General features: G+C 40.0%; 20 protein-coding genes. 5 read left to right on the top strand and 15 right to left on the bottom strand.

The features are described 5' to 3' along the window. Positions 1 to 39 precede the first annotated feature (39 nt). The 12 genes from lpxA to rimO form a co-directional block, all read right to left on the bottom strand. Positions 40 to 828 carry an acyl-ACP--UDP-N-acetylglucosamine O-acyltransferase gene (gene lpxA / locus A3K93_RS05295; RefSeq protein ID WP_067729585.1) on the bottom strand — a complete coding sequence of 263 codons (789 nt, stop codon included), beginning with the start codon at positions 826 to 828 and terminating at the stop codon, positions 40 to 42. Continuing rightward, positions 825 to 1310: a 3-hydroxyacyl-ACP dehydratase FabZ gene (fabZ, locus tag A3K93_RS05290; RefSeq protein ID WP_171255092.1), complete on the bottom strand. Its 486-nt coding sequence runs from the start codon at positions 1308 to 1310 to the stop codon at positions 825 to 827. The genes lpxA and fabZ overlap by 4 nt, the downstream gene beginning before the upstream one ends. A gap of 4 nt (positions 1311 to 1314) precedes the next feature. Then, positions 1315 to 2385, bottom strand: coding sequence for a UDP-3-O-(3-hydroxymyristoyl)glucosamine N-acyltransferase (gene lpxD, locus A3K93_RS05285; protein ID WP_067729581.1), 1071 nt, complete (start codon positions 2383 to 2385; stop codon positions 1315 to 1317). 3 nt (positions 2386 to 2388) lie between these two features. Next, positions 2389 to 2886, bottom strand: coding sequence for an OmpH family outer membrane protein (locus tag A3K93_RS05280; RefSeq protein WP_067729580.1), 498 nt, complete (start codon positions 2884 to 2886; stop codon positions 2389 to 2391). Between the two features lie 72 nt (positions 2887 to 2958). Continuing rightward, positions 2959 to 5415, bottom strand: coding sequence for an outer membrane protein assembly factor BamA (gene bamA / locus A3K93_RS05275; RefSeq protein ID WP_067729578.1), 2457 nt, complete (start codon positions 5413 to 5415; stop codon positions 2959 to 2961). Positions 5416 to 5455: 40 nt separating this feature from the next. Then, positions 5456 to 6811, bottom strand: coding sequence for an RIP metalloprotease RseP (gene rseP / locus A3K93_RS05270; RefSeq protein ID WP_067729576.1), 1356 nt, complete (start codon positions 6809 to 6811; stop codon positions 5456 to 5458). 3 nt (positions 6812 to 6814) lie between these two features. Next, positions 6815 to 8011 carry a 1-deoxy-D-xylulose-5-phosphate reductoisomerase gene (ispC, locus tag A3K93_RS05265; protein WP_067729574.1) on the bottom strand — a complete coding sequence of 399 codons (1197 nt, stop codon included), beginning with the start codon at positions 8009 to 8011 and terminating at the stop codon, positions 6815 to 6817. Continuing rightward, positions 8012 to 8836, bottom strand: a complete 825-nt coding sequence (locus A3K93_RS05260) for a phosphatidate cytidylyltransferase (protein ID WP_067729572.1) — start codon at positions 8834 to 8836, stop codon at positions 8012 to 8014. 3 nt (positions 8837 to 8839) lie between these two features. Continuing rightward, a complete protein-coding gene (uppS, locus tag A3K93_RS05255; RefSeq protein ID WP_067729569.1) occupies positions 8840 to 9592 on the bottom strand; it encodes a polyprenyl diphosphate synthase in 753 nt (250 codons plus the stop codon). 7 nt (positions 9593 to 9599) lie between these two features. Further along, positions 9600 to 10154, bottom strand: a complete 555-nt coding sequence (gene frr, locus A3K93_RS05250) for a ribosome recycling factor (protein ID WP_067729566.1) — start codon at positions 10152 to 10154, stop codon at positions 9600 to 9602. Between the two features lie 78 nt (positions 10155 to 10232). Beyond that, positions 10233 to 10961 carry a UMP kinase gene (gene pyrH / locus A3K93_RS05245; protein WP_067729563.1) on the bottom strand — a complete coding sequence of 243 codons (729 nt, stop codon included), beginning with the start codon at positions 10959 to 10961 and terminating at the stop codon, positions 10233 to 10235. Between the two features lie 43 nt (positions 10962 to 11004). Beyond that, on the bottom strand, positions 11005 to 12348 hold the full coding sequence (gene rimO, locus A3K93_RS05240; protein WP_067729561.1) for a 30S ribosomal protein S12 methylthiotransferase RimO: 1344 nt from the start codon (positions 12346 to 12348) through the stop codon (positions 11005 to 11007). Between the two features lie 351 nt (positions 12349 to 12699). On the opposite strand from rimO, the gene glnL reads away from it, so the two are divergent. Next, positions 12700 to 13809: a nitrogen regulation protein NR(II) gene (glnL, locus tag A3K93_RS05235; RefSeq protein WP_067729558.1), complete on the top strand. Its 1110-nt coding sequence runs from the start codon at positions 12700 to 12702 to the stop codon at positions 13807 to 13809. Beyond that, positions 13796 to 15271 carry a nitrogen regulation protein NR(I) gene (gene glnG / locus A3K93_RS05230; protein ID WP_067729557.1) on the top strand — a complete coding sequence of 492 codons (1476 nt, stop codon included), beginning with the start codon at positions 13796 to 13798 and terminating at the stop codon, positions 15269 to 15271. Before glnL ends, glnG begins: the two co-directional genes overlap by 14 nt. A gap of 45 nt (positions 15272 to 15316) precedes the next feature. On the opposite strand, the gene A3K93_RS05225 is transcribed toward glnG, so the two are convergent. The 3 genes from A3K93_RS05225 to mnmG all read right to left on the bottom strand — a co-directional run bounded on the left by A3K93_RS05225 (position 15317) and on the right by mnmG (position 19139). After that, a complete protein-coding gene (locus A3K93_RS05225) occupies positions 15317 to 15643 on the bottom strand; it encodes a hypothetical protein (RefSeq protein WP_067731676.1) in 327 nt (108 codons plus the stop codon). A 112-nt stretch (positions 15644 to 15755) separates the two neighbouring features. Then, on the bottom strand, positions 15756 to 16949 hold the full coding sequence (gene mhpT / locus A3K93_RS05220; protein ID WP_067729555.1) for a 3-(3-hydroxy-phenyl)propionate transporter MhpT: 1194 nt from the start codon (positions 16947 to 16949) through the stop codon (positions 15756 to 15758). 309 nt (positions 16950 to 17258) lie between these two features. Then, positions 17259 to 19139 carry a tRNA uridine-5-carboxymethylaminomethyl(34) synthesis enzyme MnmG gene (mnmG, locus tag A3K93_RS05215; protein WP_067729553.1) on the bottom strand — a complete coding sequence of 627 codons (1881 nt, stop codon included), beginning with the start codon at positions 19137 to 19139 and terminating at the stop codon, positions 17259 to 17261. A gap of 246 nt (positions 19140 to 19385) precedes the next feature. Between mnmG and A3K93_RS05210 the strand changes: the two genes are divergently transcribed. The 3 genes from A3K93_RS05210 to A3K93_RS05200 all read left to right on the top strand — a co-directional run bounded on the left by A3K93_RS05210 (position 19386) and on the right by A3K93_RS05200 (position 21746). Then, a complete protein-coding gene (locus A3K93_RS05210) occupies positions 19386 to 19730 on the top strand; it encodes a hypothetical protein (RefSeq protein WP_067731675.1) in 345 nt (114 codons plus the stop codon). A gap of 128 nt (positions 19731 to 19858) precedes the next feature. Then, positions 19859 to 20749, top strand: coding sequence for a bile acid:sodium symporter family protein (locus tag A3K93_RS05205; RefSeq protein ID WP_067729551.1), 891 nt, complete (start codon positions 19859 to 19861; stop codon positions 20747 to 20749). 91 nt (positions 20750 to 20840) lie between these two features. Next, complete coding sequence (locus tag A3K93_RS05200; protein WP_067729549.1) at positions 20841 to 21746, top strand: bile acid:sodium symporter family protein; 906 nt, start codon at positions 20841 to 20843, stop codon at positions 21744 to 21746. The last annotated feature ends 102 nt before the right edge of the window (positions 21747 to 21848 follow it).

Raw genomic sequence — 21848 nt, 5'->3', positions numbered from 1 at the left:
AAAAAGACACCCTAAGGTGTCTTTTTTAATGAATCAGTCTTAACGCACAATTCCGCGTTTTGACTGTTCCAAAGAATCTATTAACAGCCCTGCTTCTGCTACTTCAGGCAAAATCTCATTACGGATTTTCTCAATCGCTTCATTGGTCGTTAAACCTGATTTATAAATCAGTTTAAACGCTTCACGAAGCCCATTGATCACATTCTTCGACCAGCCTTTACGGCGCATGCCTTCAACGTTCATCGCAAAAGCATGTGCTGGGTTACCAGACACCATCACATAAGCTGGAACATCTTTCAGAATCAGCGAAGCGCCGCCAATCATGCTATATGAGTCAATTTTACAGAATTGGTGAATACCTGAGTTACCACCCACAACCACATAATCACCCACATGTACGTGTCCAGCAACACCAACGTTATTGGCAAAGATATTGTGATCACCTACCATACAGTCATGCGCAATATGCGTATTCACCATCAGTAAGTTATGACTACCAATTTTGGTTAGACTTTGATCCTGAACAGTACCGCGATGTAAACTACAATGTTCACGTATAGAGTTATGATCACCAATTTCAAGCCAGGTTTCTTCGCCAGCATACTTCAAATCTTGGCAGACTTCACCCACACTAGCAAACTGGAAAATTTCGTTATGTTCGCCAATACGAGTATACCCACCCACAACCACATGTGAATGAAGTTTAGTCCCGGCACCAATGGTGACTTGTGGACCAATAATACAATAAGGACCAATTTCAACATCGGAAGCGATGACTGCTGATGAATCAATAATGGCAGTTGGGTGAATTAGGGAATTATTACTCATGCCTGCTCGACTTTTTGGTGCGAAATCATAATTTCCGCTGTGGTTGCGACAACGCCATCAACTGTGGCGATACAATTATATTTGTAAATGCCACGTTTTTGCATCACTAATTCAGCTTTTAGTACCAATTGGTCGCCTGCAACCACTTGTTTTTTAAATCTAACTTTCTCAGCACCTGCAAATAAAAACAATGAACCAGGAGTTGGTTTTTCATTATTCATGACGAATCCAAGAATACCTGCGACTTGCGCCAATGCCTCAACAATCAAAACACCCGGCATAATTGGGTAATCAGGAAAATGTCCTTGTAGGAATTCTTCATTGATTGAAACATTTTTGTAGCCAACAATTCCATTTTCAGTGATATCAACAACACGATCCACCAAAAGGAATGGGTAACGATGTGGGAGATATTCACGAATTTGTTGAATATTCATTGGTAATTCAGGTTTCGTGAATGTAGGCAAATTCGACTCTGTCATCATATTATTTACGCAACTTAAATGTTGATTCAATGGACTCTATTTGAGACTGCATATGATCCAGTCGTTTCACCAATTGGGTCAATGGCACATCTGCTAATTGTCGCAAGCGAACCACCGTGCGTTTCCATTGTTGGTTTGGCAATAATCCCATGCCTGAAGAATAAGTACCTGCTTCAGTAATGTTATTTGTCACCATTGACATTCCAGTTAATGTCACGTTATCAGCAATATGTAGATGTCCAGCGACACCACAAGCACCTGCTAAGATACAGTTTTTGCCAATGCTCGTACTACCTGCAATACCACATTTTGCAGCAATAGCCGTATTTTTACCAATATGCACGTTATGCGCGATTTGCACAAGATTATCAATAATGACACCTTGTTCCAAAATTGTATCGTCTAAGGCACCACGGTCGATGCTACAGTTGGAGCCGATACGAACATCATCCGCAATACGAACTGAGCCTAATTGTGCAATACGATACCATTTACCTTGGTAAGGTGCGAAACCAAAACCTTCACTACCAATTACTGTATTGGCATGAATACGGACACGATGACCAATTTTTGCTTCACCAGTAATGGTTACATGCGCATCAATAAAGCAGTCATTACCAATTTCAACTTGGTTATCGATTTGTGTATGCGATTGAATAACAGTGTTCGATCCCACCACACAATTTTCACCAATCACCACATAGTGACCAATGTAAGCATCATCTGCGACCATGGCAGAAGGATGAATCTGAGCAGTACTTTCAATACCCCGCTGCATTTGTTTCTTCTCAAACACATGCGTCAATATCGCAAAAGCAAGGTACGGGTTAGCAACTACGATGAAATTTTGCTTGGTTGTTAGCTGTTCTTTTAATTCAGCAGTGACAATTAAAGCGCCAGCCTGACTTTGCTCAGCCTGTTCTAAATATTTATCCGCATTGACGAATGCTAAATCTTCAGATATAGCATGTTCAAGACTCGCCAAGCCTCTAAGTTGCATATCCGCCTGACCGATACACTCGCCTTGTACCAGGCGAGCAAGATCAGCGAGTTGAAGCTTTTGATGGTTCATTGATTACTTGATTGCGTTAACCTTTTGAATCATTTTATCAGTTAAATCATAGCGAGCGTCATAGGCAAGTGCAGAATTTTTATTCAAAACCACATCTAGTTTGTTTTCAGTACGCAATTCTTCTGCAATTTTCTTTACACGTGCATCAAAAATGCTACGCACTTGTTGAATCGAACTTTGCACACTGGATTGAACAGTTTGCTGTAACTGTGTCAATTCTTGAACTTTGGCTTGATAATCTTTGCTCATTTTTTGCTTTTCAGCATCCGTGAACTTAGTGTTGCTTTGAGCACGTTTCTGAAGCGCATCTAATTCTTTTGTTAAAGCATCAATGCGATTGGTCTGTGGCTGATACTTTTGCTGAAAGCTGGTATTTTGTTGTTTTAGATATGTGCTGTTTTCAACGACACGCTCAAGATCAATCACCCCTACACCCGCTGCATTTACAAAAGATGTTGCAGATGCCGCAATCATACCCATAGCAATGAATAATTTTTTCATTTTTCTCTCTTTAAAAAGAAACTCTGGCTGCAATACACAAACCAGAGTTTATTGAGTTAAGTAAGGTTGAACTTAGAAAGTACGACCGATTTCAAATTGGATATTTTTCGTTTCATCGCCCGGTTTATCATTCAACGGATAAGCATAGCTGAGTGATAATGGCCCAATCATGGTAATCCAGGTAAAGCCAGCACCGACGCTATAGCGCATATTACCGAGATCAAAACCATTATTATCTTTACAGTATTGGCGAGCATCCGCCGAGTATTGGACATCACATTGTGTATCAAATACTTGAGCGCCTTCAGCAAATAATACTGGACGCACTTGACGAGCCCAATCACCTTTAAATGGCACAGGTAAAACTAATTCTGTACCAAATTGCACAAGGGTATTACCACCAACTTCCTCTAAGTCATAATCCTTCAAACCGTGGGCTTCAGCATAAATACTGTCATATTTGGGTCCAAGCGTACTGTTGTCGAAACCACGAACCGAACCAAAACCACCTGCATAGAAGTTTTTATAGAATGGTAAATCATTACCATAACCTAACTTACCATAACCGCGTACTACAAAATCTTTACCCAATGGGTAGTATGCTTGGGCATCGTAGGTGATTTTTTGATATTCAACATCACTGCCTGGTAAAGCAATTTCAGCATTCACACGATGTGACATACCCGAAGTCGGGAACATAGGACGGTTCAAAGTGTTATAAGACCATCCCAAGTTTAAATTATAAGTTAGAAAATCACCTTTAAATTCGTCAAAATAAGTCTGTGTTGTATTACAACCACCCTCAGGATTTTGCTCTATACAAACTGAACTAACTCGACCCGTTTCTTTGCCACCATTAGCTAGTAGATAATCACGAATATAAGTAGATACGTTTCTACCTGTAGTTACCTCAGTATTATCGATATTAAGACCGAAACTTACACTTTGATTTTCGTCAATTGGATAACCAAAGTTAATACCACCACCAAAACTATCAGTCACATAATTATTTACACTGTAATCATCATCAAGCTTGGTTTTACGGTAATACAAGTTATAGCCGCGACGCACACCATCAATGGTAAAGTATGGATCGGTTACACTTAAGTTATAGTAATCTTGTGTTTCAGAACGCGATAAATCAATCGATACACTATTACCTGTACCCAAGAAGTTAGTCTGACTTAAACCCGCTTGGAAAGTTACACCACCACTTTGAGAGAAACCAACAGCTAGAGTACTGGTACCCGAATGCTGTTCTTCAACCGCAACATTTAGATCAATTTGGTCAGGTGCACCTGGAATACGCGCAGGCTTAATATCCACAGATTTAAAGAAACCTGTGCGCTCTAAACGTACTTTCGATAAATCAATTTTTTCGTTACTTGCTAAAGCACTTTCCATTTGACGCATTTCACGGCGTAAAACTTCATCGGCAGTTTTAGTGTTACCTGTAAAGTTAATACGACGAACCGTCACTTGTTGAGCTGGATTGATATAGTAATTCAGGTTAACCAGTTTAGTTTGTTTATCAATTTCTGGAACAATGTTGACTTCAGCAAAGTAATAACCGGCATTACCGTATTTACGAAGCAATAATTGTTTAACGGCATTTACTTTTTCTTGAGAGTAAACATCGCCATTTTTATAAATTTGCAGAACTTTTAATTCTTCAGGGGTATAAAGCGCATCACCTAAGTATTTAGTCTCACCAAATTTAAATTGTTCGCCTTCATCCACTGCGACTTCAATAAAGACATTCTTTTTGTCTTCACTTAAGTTCAGGCTCGAATTGGTGATATTAAAGTTGATATAACCTTTGTTCAGATACATTGAACGTAGTGATTCAAGACTTGCCGCCATTTTTTCACGTGCATAGCGGTCATTACGTGAAATCACCGAATTCCAAGATGTTTCTTTAATCGTGAAGGCTTGCTTGATATCCGATTCTTTAAAAACTGTATTACCAATAATATTGATATCGAATACTTTTGCCGATTTACCTTCTACAAAGTCAATGACAAGTTCAACACGGTTATTTGGTTTAGCAATGGTTTTTACTGTGATGTCAGCATCGTAACGACCTTGCTGCATGTATTGCTGTTCAAGCTCCGTTTCGACTGTTTGCAATGCTGATTTTTTAAGAACTTCGCCTTCAGCAAGTCCCATTTTCTTCAAACCATCTTCCAAAGCTTCTTTTGGAATCAGTTTATTGCCTTTCAATTCAATTTTTGAAATGACAGGACGTTCAACCACTTTAAAGATTAAGTCATTGCCAGATTGAACAGTTTTAATGTCATCAAAAAGACCAGAAGCATACAAACTACGAATTGCAGCTGCAATGACAGGATCATTAACACGATCACCACTGCTAATCGGTACAAGACCGTAGACATTTTCAGGTGTTAAACGAACAAGTCCATCAAATTTTATATCTTGTACTGTAAATTCATCTGCTGCATATACTTGTTGTGCTACTGCCATTGCACTAATAAGAGCCAATGGCGTAAATAAATGTTTGTGCTGCATGCCAGTCTTTTCCGCTGTTAATTTATTCCATCTACGTTAACTATAAACGCATAAAATCATTAAATAATGCCAGGAGCATCATACTACCGAGCAGTACCATACCAATTTTTAGTCCAACTAATTGTATGTGTTCAGATACAGGTTTACCACGAATTAATTCAATAAAATAGTAAACTAAATGTCCGCCATCAAGCATTGGGATTGGTAATAAATTTAATATTCCTAAACTTACACTCATTAAGGCCATAAAGGAAATAAAAGTTTCCCATCCCATTTCAGCACTTTGTCCCGCGACTTTGGCAATTGTGATAGGTCCAGATAAGTTATCTAAACCGATTAAACCACGCACCATCTTAATGATTGAATTGAAAATCATCGAAGATAACTGTGCAGTTTTATCAAATGCCATATCGACTGCTTGTAACGGCGTGTATTGAATTGTTTGTGTATATTCTTCAGGAATTGTGATTTTACCTGGGTCACTCTGCACACCGAGCATACCAGTGACCTTACCCATATTGTCACGTTTTGCTTGCGGCATCACTTGAAGCTGAATTTGTTGCTGACCACGAAGTACATCAATCTTCAATAATTTCTCAGGTGATTTTTGAACGACTTGCACAACATCAAACCAGTCATTCATTTTCACACCATCAATAGCAATAATGCGGTCACCGACTTTCATACCTTGACGTATAGCCGCGCCATCTTCACTTAGTTTAGACACAACTGCCGGGATTTCTGGGCGATATGGTAAGAAACCTAATGCTTCAAGGGGTGATTGTGATTGGTCTTTTAAAAAATTTTGAATCGGCAGATTAAAGTTTTGAATTTGCCCTTGACGTTCAGCTTGTACTGCAATTTGCCCTGTTTCGCCTACACGATCGACCAATGCATAGTTGAGTTTTTCCCAGTTCTGAACTTGAGTACCATCAACAGCAACAATTTTATCGCCCTGCTGCATTTGTACCGTTGCTGCAGGTGTGTTCGGTAATACTTTACCAATACGCGTATTAAGCTGCTCTTGAGCAGGTAAAAATAGTACCCAAAACAATACGACAGCAAGCAACAAATTAATCAATGGCCCTGCGGCAACAATCGCGATACGTTTCCATGGATGCTGACGGTTAAAGGCTTTAGGTAAATCTTCTTCAGCAACATCACCCTCGCGTTCATCCAGCATTTTGACGTAACCACCAAGAGGTAATGCCGAAAGTTGGTATTGAATGCCCGATTTTTTCGAGGTCCATTTGAGTAAAGTTGGACCAAAACCAATCGAATAGACCAGCACTTTAACGCCTAGTTTACGTGCCACGATATAATGTCCAAACTCGTGAATGGCAATGAGTGGCCCGAGTAAAAGAATCGCCGCGGCAATCATAAATAAGGCATTCATGCTTTAACTTCCTATATTCACTACATACTGTTGCGCGAGTACACGTACCTTCTGATCTGCTTCCACAATGGTTTGCAAACTATCTGCAGCTTGATTGGCTACAGAATTTAAGGCATGTTCTGCCACTTGTGAAATTTGGGTAAACCCAATTTTTTGCTGTAAAAATGCAGCCACTGCAATTTCATTGGCAGCATTTAGAATTGTCGGCGCAATACCACCACTTTTCATCGCTTGGCGGGCAAGTTTTAATGCAGGGAAATGCTCAACATCAGGTGCCTGGAAATTCAACTGTGCAATTTCAAATAAATTGAGCGGTGGCACATGGGTTTGAATCCGTTTCGGCCATGCCAATGCATGTGCAATTGGGGTACACATATCAGGATTACCCATTTGTGCCAAAGTAGAACCATCTACATATTGCACCATTGAATGGATAATACTTTCAGGATGGACAACCACGGTCACATATTGTTCTTCTACAGCAAACAAATGACAGGCTTCAATTAACTCCAAGCCTTTATTCATTAAAGTAGCTGAGTCAACTGAGATTTTTTGCCCCATCGACCAATTTGGATGCTTACATGCTTGTGCTGGTGTAACAGACTGTAATTGTTCCAAACTATGATTTAAAAATGGTCCACCTGAAGCAGTCAGTAAAATCTGAGACACACCTAATTTTGGCTTGCCATGGCGTTCTGCATCAAAGTAATTTTGTGGTAAGCATTGGAAAATCGCATTATGCTCAGAGTCGACAGGAAGCAATAATGCGCCATGATCTCGAGCCGCTTGCATCATGATGTCACCGGACATCACGAGTGCTTCTTTATTGGCTAATAGAACTCGCTTACCTGCTTTAACTGCGGCAAGCGTTGGCAATAAGCCTGCTGCACCGACAATTGCTGCCATAACAACATCAACATCTTGATGTTCTGCGACAGCAATTAAACCTGCTTCATCTGACAGAATTTCCACACCAGAAATACCAAGTTTTGATAGCAATTGTGACAATTCATCTACTTTCGATGACGGCACAACAGCAACTTTAGGCTGGTATTTTTGGCAAATTTGAGCAAGCTCTTGAATTCGACTTTGCGCTGTCACAGCGAACACTGTATACGTTTCAGGATGTTGCTCCAGGATTTTTAACGTACTTTGACCAATTGAGCCTGTAGCACCTAATATACAAACAGCTTGTGACATTTATAAATCTACGCCAATAAGTTTCAATGCATACATACCCGCTGCAAAAATAGGGGCAGCTGCAAGTAAAGAATCGATACGATCCAGCACACCACCATGACCTGGCAAGATGCGGCCTGAATCTTTTATGCCTGCACGTCGTTTAATCATAGACTCAAACAAATCGCCTAAAACTGAACTAAATACAGTCAATACTGAGAGAATTAAGAATAGAATATGTTCAGCGATTGTCATGTTGAGATAAAGTAATTCAACTGTAATGACAATCAACATCGAAGTAACAATACCGCCATATAAGCCTTCTACAGACTTATTTGGACTTACGCTCGGCGCAAGTTTTTTACGACCAAATTTTCGACCCACAAAGTATGCACCACTGTCTGCACCCCATACCAATAAAAATAGGTACATGAGCCACCAAGGTGAACTTTCCCAAACCGAATAAATAGCAGTCACTGCGGCTGAAATCAGTACAATGCCAATAATGTTTAATGTGACATTGTACCATCCGTCATAATCCGGATATGACTTCACCCAATAAACACTTAAGATCCAAGTTAGAATAGATGCGGACCATAACAGCAAGGCAACATCACTGTAGTACAAAGCCAATGCCGAAAGCGTCGCAGTTAAAGCACCATATGCCCAAGCAGCTGGCTTAAATACTTTTTTGATTTTGCGAGGCATAAGTTTAAACCACTCATAACCTGCAACCCCTGCTGCAACCACCATTAAAATAAACATTGGATAATGAGATTGCGTGGCAAACATGCAACTCAGTACAACTGCCACCAATACCAATGCGGTAATAATCCGCTCTAACATGAATTAATTCTCAAGTTTCTCTTGTTGGATTTGCTCTGTCGTTTTACCGAAGCGACGTTCTCTGCCACTAAATACAGCAAAGGCATCATCAAGTTCTTCTACGGTAAACTCTGGCCATAAGGTATCGGTAAAATACAGTTCTGCATACGCAGCTTGCCATAATAAGAAATTCGAAAGACGGAAATCTCCACCCGTACGAATCATCAAATCTACAGCAGGTAAATCACCGAGGCTTACATATTGACCAAAAACGTCAGTATTAATCGCATCAAGATCTAATTTATTTTTTAAAACATCCGCGGCAATTTGCTTTGCAGCGTGTGCCATGTCCCACATACCACCATAGCTCACAGCAATGGTGAGGGTCATGCTATTAAAATTAGCAGTCCTTTGTTCAGCATACAACATTAAATCTTGCAATTTCGGGGATAATCGCGAGCGATCTCCGATGAAACGCAATGCGATGTTGAACTTTTCCATGCGGGGCAATTGTTCATGAATTGTGTCTTCGAGCAATTTCATGAGCAAAGCAACTTCAAACTGTGGACGATTCCAGTTTTCACTTGAAAATGCAAAAACAGTTAAAGCTTGGATATTTCTTTTTCTACAGTGTTCTACAATTGGATCGAGGACATTTTTACCTGAACGGTGTCCATCACCTTTTTGCATCTGCTTTTTTTTTGCAAAACGGTTGTTGCCATCCATGATGATGGCAACATGTTTTGGAAGACTTGAACTTTCTTCAGTTACAGTCATTGATGAATTAAACCTTCATCAATTCAGCTTCTTTCGCAGCTAAACGCTTATCGATTTCCGCAACAAATTTGTCAGTGATTTTTTGGATATCATCCGCTGCGCGGCGTTCATCATCTTCAGAAATTTCTTTTTCTTTCAACAATGCTTTGATATCACCCAATACATCACGACGAATATTACGAATCGCAACTTTCGCATTTTCAGCTTCGTTACGTGCAACTTTTTGCATGTCACGACGTGTTTCTTCAGTTAATGCTGCCATTGGAACACGAATCGCGTCAGCAGTGATTGGGTTAAGACCCAAGTCTGATTCACGGATCGCTTTATCAATTGCAGATACCATTGAACGTTCAAATGGTTGTACTAACAATGTACGTGAATCTTCAACACCCACGTTCGCAACTTGGTTTAATGGAACATCAGAACCATAGTAAGGAACCATTACACCATTAAGAATAGATGGATGTGCGCGACCAGTACGTACTTTTGCAAAACCATGCTCTAGAGAATCTAGAGATTTATTCATACGGTCTTCTGCATCTTTTTTAAGATCGTTAATCATATGATCTTCCTTACCAAATTTAAAAAAATGAAATACTTAATTTGCACTTAGTATAAAGAGCTTTAGGCCTCACGTACATTAGTTCGTAACGTGAGTACCCTCTTTTTCACCCATCACAACTGACAGTAATGCACCTGATTTATTCATATCGAATACTTGTAGAGGTACATTGTGATCACGGCATAAACAAATTGCGGTTAAGTCCATAACACCTAATTTTTCATCAAGCACTTGATCAAAAGTTAAAGTGTCATATTTCACAGCATCTTCATATTTGCTTGGGTCTTTATTATAAACGCCATCAACTTTAGTTGCTTTTAAGATCAAATCTGCTTCGATTTCAATACCACGTAAGCAAGCCGCTGTATCTGTGGTAAAGAATGGGTTACCTGTACCTGCCACGAATACGCACACTTCACCACGAGTTAAGTGACGAATAGCATCACGGCTTGAGTAAGACTCAACCACTGTACCAATTGGAAGTGCTGATAATAAACGTGTTTTGATATTACGACGTACAAGTGCATCACGTAATGCCAAACCATTCATCACAGTTGCTAGCATACCCATTTGGTCACCTGTTACACGACCAACCAAACCATCTTTTTGCAATTGGCTACCGCGGTATAAGTTACCACCACCCACAACGATACCCACTTGAACACCTAAACCTACCAAGTGAGCAATTGCCAAAGACATTTGATCGAGCACTTGTGCATCGATACCCATATCTTTATTACCTGCAAGCGCTTCGCCTGAAAGTTTCAACAAGATGCGACCAAAACGTGGCTTTTTAGAATCCATCATCTTAAACTCCAAATTATCTAATCAATTCTTAGGTATTCAAATCTTAAGCAGACTTGATTGAAATCAGTTTTGCATACAGATCGTATTCATCTGCATCGGTAATTTCGACTTCAAGCAAGTCACCCGATTTGATGAGCGATTTATCGATGTCTTCTACAAAGACATTACCATCAATTTCAGGCGCATCTGCGTATGAACGTGCAACTGCAACTGGGAATTCATCTTCCAAGTCATCAACCAATACCATCATGGTTTGACCAATACGTTTTTGCAATTTAGCTGCTGAAATCTCTTGTTGAACTTGCATGAAGCGTTCATAACGTTCTTGTTTGATTTCTTCAGGCACATGATCTGGCAAGTCATTCGCTGTAGCACCTTCGACAGGTGAATACGTAAAGCAACCCACGCGATCAAGCTGAGCTTCTTTTAACCAATCAAGTAACATTTGGAAGTCTTCTTCAGTTTCACCTGGGAAGCCCACTACAAATGTAGAACGAATCACGAGTTCAGGACATTTTTCACGCCACAATTTCAAACGCTCAAGCGTATTTTCACTGTGTGCAGGACGTTTCATCAACTTCAAGATTTTAGGACTTGCATGTTGGAATGGAATGTCTAAATACGGCAAGATTTTGCCTTGTGCCATTAAGTCAATTACTGCGTCCACATGTGGATATGGATAAACGTAGTGCAAACGCACCCAAATTCCCAACTGACCCAATGCTTCGCACATGTCATAAAACTTAGTTTTAACTGGCTGACCGTTCCAGAAATCTAATTTGTATTTAGTATCTACACCATAAGCTGATGTATCTTGAGAAATCACCAACACTTCTTTCACGCCTGAGCGTTTAAGTGCTGCTGCTTCTTCAAGTACAGAACCAACTGGACGAGACACCAAATCACCGCGCATACTTGGAATAATGCAGAATGTGCAACGATGGTTACAGCCTTCTGATATTTTCAAATAAGCATAGTGTTTAGGGGTCAGACGGATCCCTTGCTCTGGAACTAAATCAATAAATGGATTGTGTTTTGGCGGTTCAGGGACATATTCATGAACCGCATCCATTACTTCTTCGTATGCTGCTGCACCAGTCACTTTCAGGACGTTCGGGTGCATTTCACGAATTTTATTTTCGTCTTTACCTAGACAACCTGTCACAATCACGCGACCATTCGCGCTCATTGCTTCACCAATGGCGTCTAGAGACTCTTGTACTGCAGATTCAATAAAACCACAGGTGTTTACTACTACTAAATCAGCACCGTCGTAATCCGATGCGACATCATAACCTTCAGTCTTTAACTGAGTTAAAATTCGTTCAGAATCTACCAATGCCTTAGGACAACCTAAAGAAACAAAACCGACTTTGGGGGACTTCATGAATCTGCGCTCCACTAGAATGCGCGTATTGTATGTCTTTTCGAAACATAAAAACAGGTGAAAAGGCGACTCTTTATATGTTGCACCAAAATAAAGCTACAAAATATTCAATAAAAATCTCAATGCACCAAAATAGAACAATTTTAATTTACTTCCCTGTTTTAATCCGTTATACCTTTTCAATATATCTCTGTTCATACACTTAAAGTGCATTAATGAACAATAAATAACCCGAAGCTATAAAAGTTGGCGTACATCTTGCTTAATCTGCATCAAATCAGAACTTAAGACTTAATTTTTTGCTTTATGAAGATGCCATTGCGCCATTTTAAGACAGGAACACACCCGCTAATGGATCAGCCAAATTTGATCGACTATCGCCTTTTGGTCGACAACCTTACTACTGCGATTTTATTGGTCGACAGTGATTTAAATATCTTCTATATGAATTCGGCTTGTGAAACCCTTTTTGACATTAGTTTATTACGTGCCTCTGGCACATCGGTCCTTAATATTCTCCACATCCCTACAGATGAATTTAATACTGAGGAAGCCCTGAATAACACGCTGCAAACTGGTCAACCCTACACCCGCCGTGAAGCAACGATTAATGTCAACTTTAAAGACATGCATGTGGACTACACCGCATCACAACTCAATACCGGTCGCCCATACCATCCATTGCTTCTCATTGAGCTTAACCCACGTGATCGGATGTTAAAAATTTCTAAAGAAGAAAATTTCATTCAGCAGCATCAAGTGGCTCGTCAATTGATTCGTGGTGTAGCGCATGAAATCAAAAACCCACTCGGTGGTATTCGCGGCGCAACTCAGCTCTTGGCACGTAGTTTAGACAATCCTGAATATAAAGAGTTCACCGACATTATTATTAATGAAGTGGATCGTTTGCGTAATCTAGCAGATACCATGCTCGGTTCGCGTCAACTTCCAAGCTATGAAATGGTCAATGTGCATGAACCATTAGAACGTGTGCGCTCACTGATTGCCAATCAAACTAAGAAAAAAATCAAAATTACCCGTGATTACGATTTATCACTACCTGAAGTGATGGCTGATCGTGATCAACTGATTCAGGTCATGCTGAATATCTGTGCCAATGCCGTCCAAGCCATGACTGAAAATAAAGAATTCTTTGTGGATCATCAGCCTGAATTGGTCTTAAGAACACGTATTCAGCGTTTATTTACCATTAATGGTGTGATTCACCGTTCGGTAGTTCGTATTGATATTCAAGATAATGGTCCAGGTGTACCTGATGACATTATTGAATCTGTGTTTTACCCGCTTGTAACCAGCCGTGCTAAAGGTACTGGGCTTGGTTTAAGTATTGCTCAAAATATTATGCATCAACATAACGGAATGATTGATTGCCAATCTGTTCCTGGAAAAACCGTATTTAGCTTATATTTACCTTGGGAGTCAGAACATGTCGCGAAATAAAATATGGGTCATTGATGACGATCGTGCCATGCGTTGGGTACTAGAAAAAACATTTAAAGAAGAAGGTTTCGACGTTACCAGTTTTGAAGAAGCACAATCTGCATTAGACCAACTTGCTGTAGATGCGCCTGATGTCATTCTGACTGATATTCGTATGCCCGGGATTGATGGTCTTACCTTTTTAGGTAAAGTCAAAAATAACTATCCTGACCTGCCTGTGATTATTATGACAGCGCATTCGGATTTAGAATCTGCCGTATCAAGTTATCAAACAGGTGCTTTTGAATATCTACCTAAGCCTTTTGATATTGATGAAGCTTTAGCTTTAGTGAATCGTGCGATTTTACACATTACTAAACTTCAGCAACAAGAGTCTGCAAAAGCAGCACCTACGATTCAATCAACAGAAATTATCGGTGAATCACCTGCAATGCAGGAAGTATTCCGTGCTATTGGACGTTTATCACAGTCGCACATTACCGTGCTGATTAACGGTGAATCAGGTACAGGTAAAGAACTTGTTGCCCATGCTTTACATCGACACTCACCTCGTAGTAATAAACCTTTTATTGCACTCAACATGGCTGCAATTCCAAAGGACTTGATTGAAACCGAGTTATTTGGTCATGAAAAAGGTGCCTTTACTGGCGCGAATACACAACGTCAAGGACGTTTTGAACAAGCCAATGGCGGTACATTATTCCTCGATGAAATCGGCGATATGCCATTTGAAACGCAAACACGTTTACTCCGTGTCCTTGCAGATGGCGAATTTTATCGTGTCGGTGGTCATACACCTGTTAAAGTCGATGTACGTATTGTCGCGGCGACTCACCAAGACCTCGAAAAATTGGTTCACGATGGTCGTTTCCGTGAAGACTTGTATCACCGCCTAAACGTTATTCGTATTCATATTCCTAAACTTGCTCACCGTTCGGAAGATATTCCAATGTTGGCTCAGCACTTCCTGGCACGTGCGGGTAAAGAGTTAGGTGTAAATCCAAAAATTTTACGCCCTGAAACGCAGGAATATATGCAAAAACTGCCATGGCAAGGGAACGTGCGTCAACTTGAGAATACCTGCCGCTGGTTGACGGTCATGATTACAGGTCGTGAAGTTTACCCTGAAGATTTACCACCTGAACTCAAACAGATTCCAATCGAGAGTCTTGATCTCGGCACGCCTATTCCAAACCTAAATCAGATTGCACCGCACCATTGGGATGAATTACTCAATCAATGGGCAATGCAAAAGCTGAAAAACGGCGAAATGAAAATTCTAGACATTGCGACGCCGATGTTTGAACGCACATTAATTAATGCTGCACTTCAACAAACCCGTGGTCGTAAACGTCATGCTGCCGAGCTTTTAGGTTGGGGTCGAAATACCTTAACCCGTAAACTCAAAGAACTCGGTATGGATTCCGCTGACGATGACGTCGAAGAAGAAGTCGAAAGTTAAAACAAAAAAGCACCCTCGCGGTGCTTTTTTTAATGATGTAGAGCATTAAATAGTTAAACCGATATAACGAGAATAACCTGCTGCCCCTAAATCAGACTTTAAGATGATATAGTTTGGATATGTGCTTAGGCTAATTTCTTCAAACATATTGACGATATCATCATTGGCATGTAGTTCATCGACAGTTTTTTGCATAGTCTGCTCGAATTCGTCGGTGATGTATTCAAAGCCAATATCCATAGCGATGAATAAGGTATGTTCACAAGGTTGTACATATTGTTCTTCTTGCCAGTTAATAATCTCTTGATGACAATGTGGGCAAGTAATGTTATCTGTGGCTTGAATATCAAGTTTTACAAGTTGGTATGGCATAATCTTCATCAAATACAGTTTGGCTGAATTTTATCAAAGGCGTTCATCAGACATAAGTCATCCAACAAAAAAAGCAGCCCATTTTGAACTGCCTTTAGATATTGATTTAGGATTATTTGATTTTAGATTTGTATTGAGATAACGCAGTCACTGCTACCGCTGAAATCACAACGGCAGGTAAACTCGCCATCAACACCCCCGTTGTGCCCAAACCTAGTGCCAAGATTTTTCCTGACAATAACGGTCCAGTCATGGCACCCAAGCGCCCTAAGGAAATTGCACTGCCTACGCCAGTGACTTTACCTGTACCTGAGTAGAAGATAGGTGAAATACCGTAAAGAATCGACTGACCACCTGTTGAGAAAATCCCACCCATTAAGCCAGCAAGAATAAGCAATGGAATCACTTTACTTGTAAATAACAGAATCAAAGCAAGTGCTAAACCGATGTAGATAATCGCTGCCATTTGCCAAAGTTTTAAACGGTCAAGCATAAAGCCCAAGCCAAGCGTGCCTGCCAATGCGCCTACTTGGAAGATCAGCATAATACTAAATGCTTGTTGTTTTGATAAACCTTGTTCCATCAATAAGTTTGGCAACCAACTAATCAGAATGTAGTTAATCATCAATGTAAAGAAGAAACCCACCCACAATGGAATAGTGCGTTTATATTGTTCGGTTTTAAACAATACTTCTGCCATCGGCGGAACACTTTGTTTCTCGGCTTGAACTTGCACTTTCTCTTTTAAGATAAATGCCATAAATGGAAGCAATAGCAACGGCGCTAAACCACCAATTAAAAACAAGGTATGCCAAGAAATATCTTTAAACAAAATGGCAAGGCCGGCAACAAAAATAGCCCCTACCGGCAAACCACAATACATCAAACTGTTTAACTTACCACGATTAGCTTCTGTAGCTTCATCACCCACCACTGAAATCATAGTCGGCATTGCAGCACCCAATCCCAAGCCCGTTAAGAAGCGCGCGACATAAAGCACCTCAACACTTGTTGCCACGGCAGTTAATGCCATAAATGCACCAAAGATTGAGATCGATAACATCAGTACTTTCTTTTGCCCTAAATAATCAGCAATACGCCCACCAAAGAACGCACCAAACAACATACCGAAAACGCCCAAACTAAAGACGTACCCCATTTGAACCTGATCTAGGCTAAAAGTTTCAGCTATGCCTTTTGCAGCAAGACCCGGTGCTTGTAAATCAAAGCCCTCGAAAAATGCCACCCAAAAACATAAAAATATGACTAAAAACTTTTGTAATTTATTTTGTTGTATTGATGCCATGATTCCTCTCCAGCAGTAAACAGCTCGCCGATCCCTTGATTCAGCCTGCAAGAGAATTGTCCACCTGTTATATCAAAATAAACACCACGACAATGGTCTGAATAACCCTTTTAATTATTTCTTTTTACATCTATTTTAAGACGTAAAAGCAATAAATAGGTCTTGTTTACCTAAAAAGTATATTTTTTATTTCTTTAAAAACAATAGCTTAAAAAATAGTAGTAAATTACTATCAAATCATTACTTTTAATAATGATCCCATTTAAAAATAAAAAAACCCGCACTAAGCGGGTTTTTTACTCAAACATCTTATGCAGATTTTTTCGCTTGGTTATTTTTACGAATCGTAATCATCACCAATTGAACAGCAGCGGGTGTCACACCCGGAATACGGCTTGCTTGAGCAAGTGTTTCAGGACGGATATCTTTCAACTTCATGGTAATTTCACGAGAAAGACCTGAAACAACATCGTAATCAAAATCAGCAGGAATTTTTGTTTCTTCCAAACGCTTCATTTGAGCAACATCTTCACGCTGACGGTTGATATAACCATCATACTTCACCGCAATTTCAATTTGCTCACCAACAAATGCAGACACTTTAGAATCTGTTAGCTCAGCAATTTGCGCGAAGTTAATGTTTGGACGTTTAAGCAAGTCAATCGCAGAGCATTCTTTAGAAAGGTCAGCACCGGTCATCTCAATGAATTTTTTACCCATAGGATTGTTTGGCGCAGCCCAAAGATGTTGTAAACGACCTTTTTCCGCTTCAATCGCTTCCATTTTCTCGCAGAAAGACGCCCAACGTTCATCATCCACAAGACCCATTTCACGACCAATTGCAGTTAAACGTTGATCGGCATTGTCTTCACGTAGCATCAAACGGTATTCCGCGCGTGAGGTAAACATACGGTACGGTTCTTTGGTACCCAATGTAATCAAGTCATCAACCAATACACCCATATACGCTTCATCACGTTTCGGTGTCCATTGCTCTTGATCCCAAGCACGGCGTGCAGCGTTTAGACCTGCAAGCAAACCTTGCGCACCTGCTTCTTCATAACCTGTTGTACCGTTAATTTGACCAGCAAAATATAAGTTATTAATGGCTTTTGTTTCAAGTGAGAATTTCAACGCTTGTGGGTTGAAATAATCGTATTCAATTGCATAACCCGGACGAAGGATATGTGCATTTTCCATACCACGGATTGAGCGAACTAATTCAAACTGAACATCAAACGGTAAAGAGGTTGAAATACCATTTGGATAAAGTTCGTGAGTGTCTAGACCTTCAGGTTCAAGGAACACTTGATGCGAGTCTTTATCAGCAAATTTATGAATTTTATCTTCAATTGATGGGCAGTAACGTGGACCCACACCTTCAATTTTACCGGTATACATCGGTGAACGATCTAAGCCGCCACGAATAATCTCGTGGGTACGTTCATTAGTATGGGTGATGTAACAGTTAATTTGTTCAGGGTGCATTGATGCATCACCCATAAATGACATCGTTGGAGATGGGAAATCACCCGGCTGTGGGGTCATCACAGAAAAATCAACTGAACGTGCATCAATACGTGGTGGAGTACCTGTTTTAAGACGACCGACAGGCAAGTTCAATTCACGAAGACGTGCAGCCAATGAAATTGAAGGTGGATCACCGGCACGACCACCGCTCGATTTTTCTAGACCGACGTGGATCACACCGCCTAAGAATGTACCTGTGGTTAACACCACAGTTTTCGCATCAAAGCGAATACCCATTTGGGTCACAACACCTTTTACGGTATCGCCTTCAACAATTAAGTCATCTGCCGCTTGTTGGAAAATATCCAAATTCGCTTGGTTTTCTAAGGTATCGCGAATTGCAGCTTTATAACGAATACGGTCCGCTTGCGCACGTGTCGCACGAACAGCTGCACCTTTACGTGAGTTTAAAATACGGAATTGAATACCACCTTTGTCGGCAGCCAATGCCATTGCACCGCCCAAAGCATCAATTTCACGTACAAGGTGAGATTTACCAATACCACCAATCGCAGGGTTACAGCTCATCTGCCCTAAAGTCTCAATGTTATGAGTTAAGAGCAGAGTCTGTCGACCCATACGCGCTGCAGCCAATGCTGCTTCCGTACCAGCGTGACCGCCACCGATAACAATGACATCGTAAACTTTAGGATAATGCATAATGTTAAATTGAGAGAATAAAAGAATAGCTAAGTATTATAGCAAAACTTCTCTTAAAAGTTGACAAATTCAGTTGAAATTCTCATGACTCAAATTGCGTTACATATATACAAAAGCCACGACTTTATTTTCATATAGATAAACTAAGTCTACAAAATCATCGTCTGTTTAACTTTTCGCCTGTTGTGACAAAAACATAAGAATTTATGATGAGAACACACAACCCGTCATAAGAAGGTGAATCAAGTGAAAACTCAAGTATTATGTGCACTGTTTTTAGGTGCCTGTACATTAAGCCCTTTGGCACTTGCAAATGACAAAGTTGAAAAAGTATATGATGCTCAGCTTTTCCAAAAAGTATGTAAGGGTAAATCTGCAGGCGATGCGGTGACTTTTGCCCACCGGGGTATTATCTGGAATGGTACCTGTGAACCACAATTTTTCTCTAACAGTAAAAATGCTGTAAATGGTGATGAAGCTGAGCTTTATACCACTTGCCAAGGTGCTTCTGGTGCAACCACAGCAACCTTAAATGGACAAGAAGTCAAAGGTAAATGTGCGTTAGGTTTCGCTCCACCACGCCCTCGTTAATTCCATTTATATTTAAACTTAATTATCCGATGGATGGACAATGATGTTCATCCATTTTTATTGCGTATTTTTTGTACTTAGCTACACTCGAGGTATAAATAATAAATTAATAATAAAAAGGAAATACCATGGATTCGGTTTTCTTTATGTCGTTATTACCGGTTTTACTCGCATTCCTCATGATGGGCTTGGGACTAGAACTAACGACAACACATTTTTTTCGGGTGCTGCGTAAACCTAAGATCATTTTTATTACTTTGTTTTCGCAATTAGTGATCTTAACCAGTCTGGCATTTCTAATCTGCATTGTGTTAGAGCTTCCTCCACTCCTTGCTGTGGGTCTAATGTTATTGGCTGCTTCACCTGGAGGCCCTACCGCCAATATTTTTAGTTATCTTTATAAAGGTGATATTGCACTCAATATTTCAATCACTGCAATGAGTACACTGATCTCCATTTTCACTTTACCTTTTATCTTAAATTTATCTTTGATGTACTTTTTGAGTGAGCAAACACCTGTCGACTTACCTGCCATTAAAATCACTCAGGTTTTCTTTATTACTGTCATCCCTGTCATTATCGGCATGTTTATTAGAGCACGCTTCCCTAGCCTATCTATTACCGTCAATCGCCCGATGCGGATCTTTTCAATTGCTTTTTTAATTGCCCTATTTTGTTTTGCCATCTTTAAAGAACGCTACAACCTTGTAGAATATTTCGAAAACATAGGGATTGCCACGATTTTATTCTGCTTTTCTAGTCTTTTTGTTGGGTACTGTGTGCCTATATTACTGGGTATTCGTGATGAGCAAGCCCGCGCATGTACCTTTGAAATTAGCATTCACAATACTGCGATTGCGATGACCATGGCGATCTCAGTACTCGGTAGTACGATGATTGCTGTACCTGCTGGGATTTATACAATCGTGATGTACACTTTCGCGACTTTATTCGGATTTATCATTAGTCGCCAACCCCGTGTAATTAACACGACAAAAAGTGGTTTACAAGATTCTTAAGGTTTTCTCTCTAGATTCAGTTACTCTGATAAAGTGATCATATATAAAGAAATAAGTTCACGAATAATTAAAAAATAAAAGGAGTACACAGATGGATTCTGGCATTATTACGATTTTACTCCCTTTAGCGCTTGCCATTATTATGGTAGGGCTTGGGCTTGAACTTACCCCTAAAGATTTTGCACGTGTTACCAAACATCCAAAAGCTGTTTTAGTCGCACTGTTTTGCCAATTGGTTTTACTCGTAGGTATTGCCTTTATTATCTGTAAAGTTTTTGTATTACCACCGCTTCTTGCAGTCGGTTTGATGTTACTTGCTGCTTCACCCGGTGGAAGCACCGCGAACCTGTTTAGTTATCTATTTAAAGGCGACTTAGCTCTAAATATTACTTTAACTGCCATTAATTCTGTAATTGCAGCTCTGACTTTACCTTTAATTGTGAATTTTTCTATTGCCCACTTTATGCAAGGAGATCAGCAGATCAGCTTGCAATTTGGCAAAATTCTACAAGTCTTTGGCATCATTATTATCCCTGTGTGCATTGGTATGGTGATTCGTCACTATGCGCCCTTACTGACTGAAAAGCTCAATAAACCACTTCGTATATTTGCAGTAACTTTTTTAATCTTAATCATCATCGGGGCGATTGTCAGTGAACGTGCCAACATCATGACTTATCTGACCCAAGTTGGTTTTGCTACAGCATTATTCTGTATTTTAAGTCTGAGTATTGGTTATTTTGTACCGCGTTTAATGAGGATCAATTCACAACAAGCACGTGCCTGTGCTTTTGAGATAGGAATTCACAACAGCACATTAGCCATGACAATTGCCCTTACAGTCCTTGCAAATTCAACCGTGGCTATGCCTGCAGCGGTTTACTCGATCTTTATGTATATTTTTGCAGCTTTATTTGGTGTTTTATTAAATAAAATCTCACCAATAAAAGATGTAAACGCGCTGAATAATGTCCATACTGCATCAGAAATAAAATAAAACCTGTATTCAAGCCGCATTTTATTTTTAAATGTTGGCTTGAATGAGCTCAGCATAAATACAGAAGTTCGGCTACAATAGCCTTTTAAAAAAGAACATTAA

Origin of the sequence: Acinetobacter sp. NCu2D-2, assembly GCF_001647675.1 — a bacterium.
In the GTDB taxonomy this organism is placed as follows: domain Bacteria; phylum Pseudomonadota; class Gammaproteobacteria; order Pseudomonadales; family Moraxellaceae; genus Acinetobacter.
The sequence above is the reverse complement of the archived record's forward strand: the minus strand, read 5'-3'. Positions and strand labels throughout refer to the sequence as shown.

Coding starts and splice junctions, on each gene's coding strand:
- bamA (WP_067729578.1), bottom strand. CDS start 5,415: ATGCAGCACAAACATTTATTTACGCCATTGGCTCTTATTAGTGCAATG.
- uppS (WP_067729569.1), bottom strand. CDS start 9,592: ATGACTGTAACTGAAGAAAGTTCAAGTCTTCCAAAACATGTTGCCATC.
- mnmG (WP_067729553.1), bottom strand. CDS start 19,139: ATGCATTATCCTAAAGTTTACGATGTCATTGTTATCGGTGGCGGTCAC.
- lpxD (WP_067729581.1), bottom strand. CDS start 2,385: ATGAACCATCAAAAGCTTCAACTCGCTGATCTTGCTCGCCTGGTACAA.
- lpxA (WP_067729585.1), bottom strand. CDS start 828: ATGAGTAATAATTCCCTAATTCACCCAACTGCCATTATTGATTCATCA.
- fabZ (WP_171255092.1), bottom strand. CDS start 1,310: ATGACAGAGTCGAATTTGCCTACATTCACGAAACCTGAATTACCAATG.
- mhpT (WP_067729555.1), bottom strand. CDS start 16,949: ATGGCATCAATACAACAAAATAAATTACAAAAGTTTTTAGTCATATTT.
- glnL (WP_067729558.1), top strand. CDS start 12,700: ATGGATCAGCCAAATTTGATCGACTATCGCCTTTTGGTCGACAACCTT.
- A3K93_RS05225 (WP_067731676.1), bottom strand. CDS start 15,643: ATGCCATACCAACTTGTAAAACTTGATATTCAAGCCACAGATAACATT.
- A3K93_RS05200 (WP_067729549.1), top strand. CDS start 20,841: ATGGATTCTGGCATTATTACGATTTTACTCCCTTTAGCGCTTGCCATT.
- rimO (WP_067729561.1), bottom strand. CDS start 12,348: ATGAAGTCCCCCAAAGTCGGTTTTGTTTCTTTAGGTTGTCCTAAGGCA.
- A3K93_RS05260 (WP_067729572.1), bottom strand. CDS start 8,836: ATGTTAGAGCGGATTATTACCGCATTGGTATTGGTGGCAGTTGTACTG.
- pyrH (WP_067729563.1), bottom strand. CDS start 10,961: ATGATGGATTCTAAAAAGCCACGTTTTGGTCGCATCTTGTTGAAACTT.
- glnG (WP_067729557.1), top strand. CDS start 13,796: ATGTCGCGAAATAAAATATGGGTCATTGATGACGATCGTGCCATGCGT.
- A3K93_RS05280 (WP_067729580.1), bottom strand. CDS start 2,886: ATGAAAAAATTATTCATTGCTATGGGTATGATTGCGGCATCTGCAACA.
- A3K93_RS05205 (WP_067729551.1), top strand. CDS start 19,859: ATGGATTCGGTTTTCTTTATGTCGTTATTACCGGTTTTACTCGCATTC.
- frr (WP_067729566.1), bottom strand. CDS start 10,154: ATGATTAACGATCTTAAAAAAGATGCAGAAGACCGTATGAATAAATCT.
- rseP (WP_067729576.1), bottom strand. CDS start 6,811: ATGAATGCCTTATTTATGATTGCCGCGGCGATTCTTTTACTCGGGCCA.
- ispC (WP_067729574.1), bottom strand. CDS start 8,011: ATGTCACAAGCTGTTTGTATATTAGGTGCTACAGGCTCAATTGGTCAA.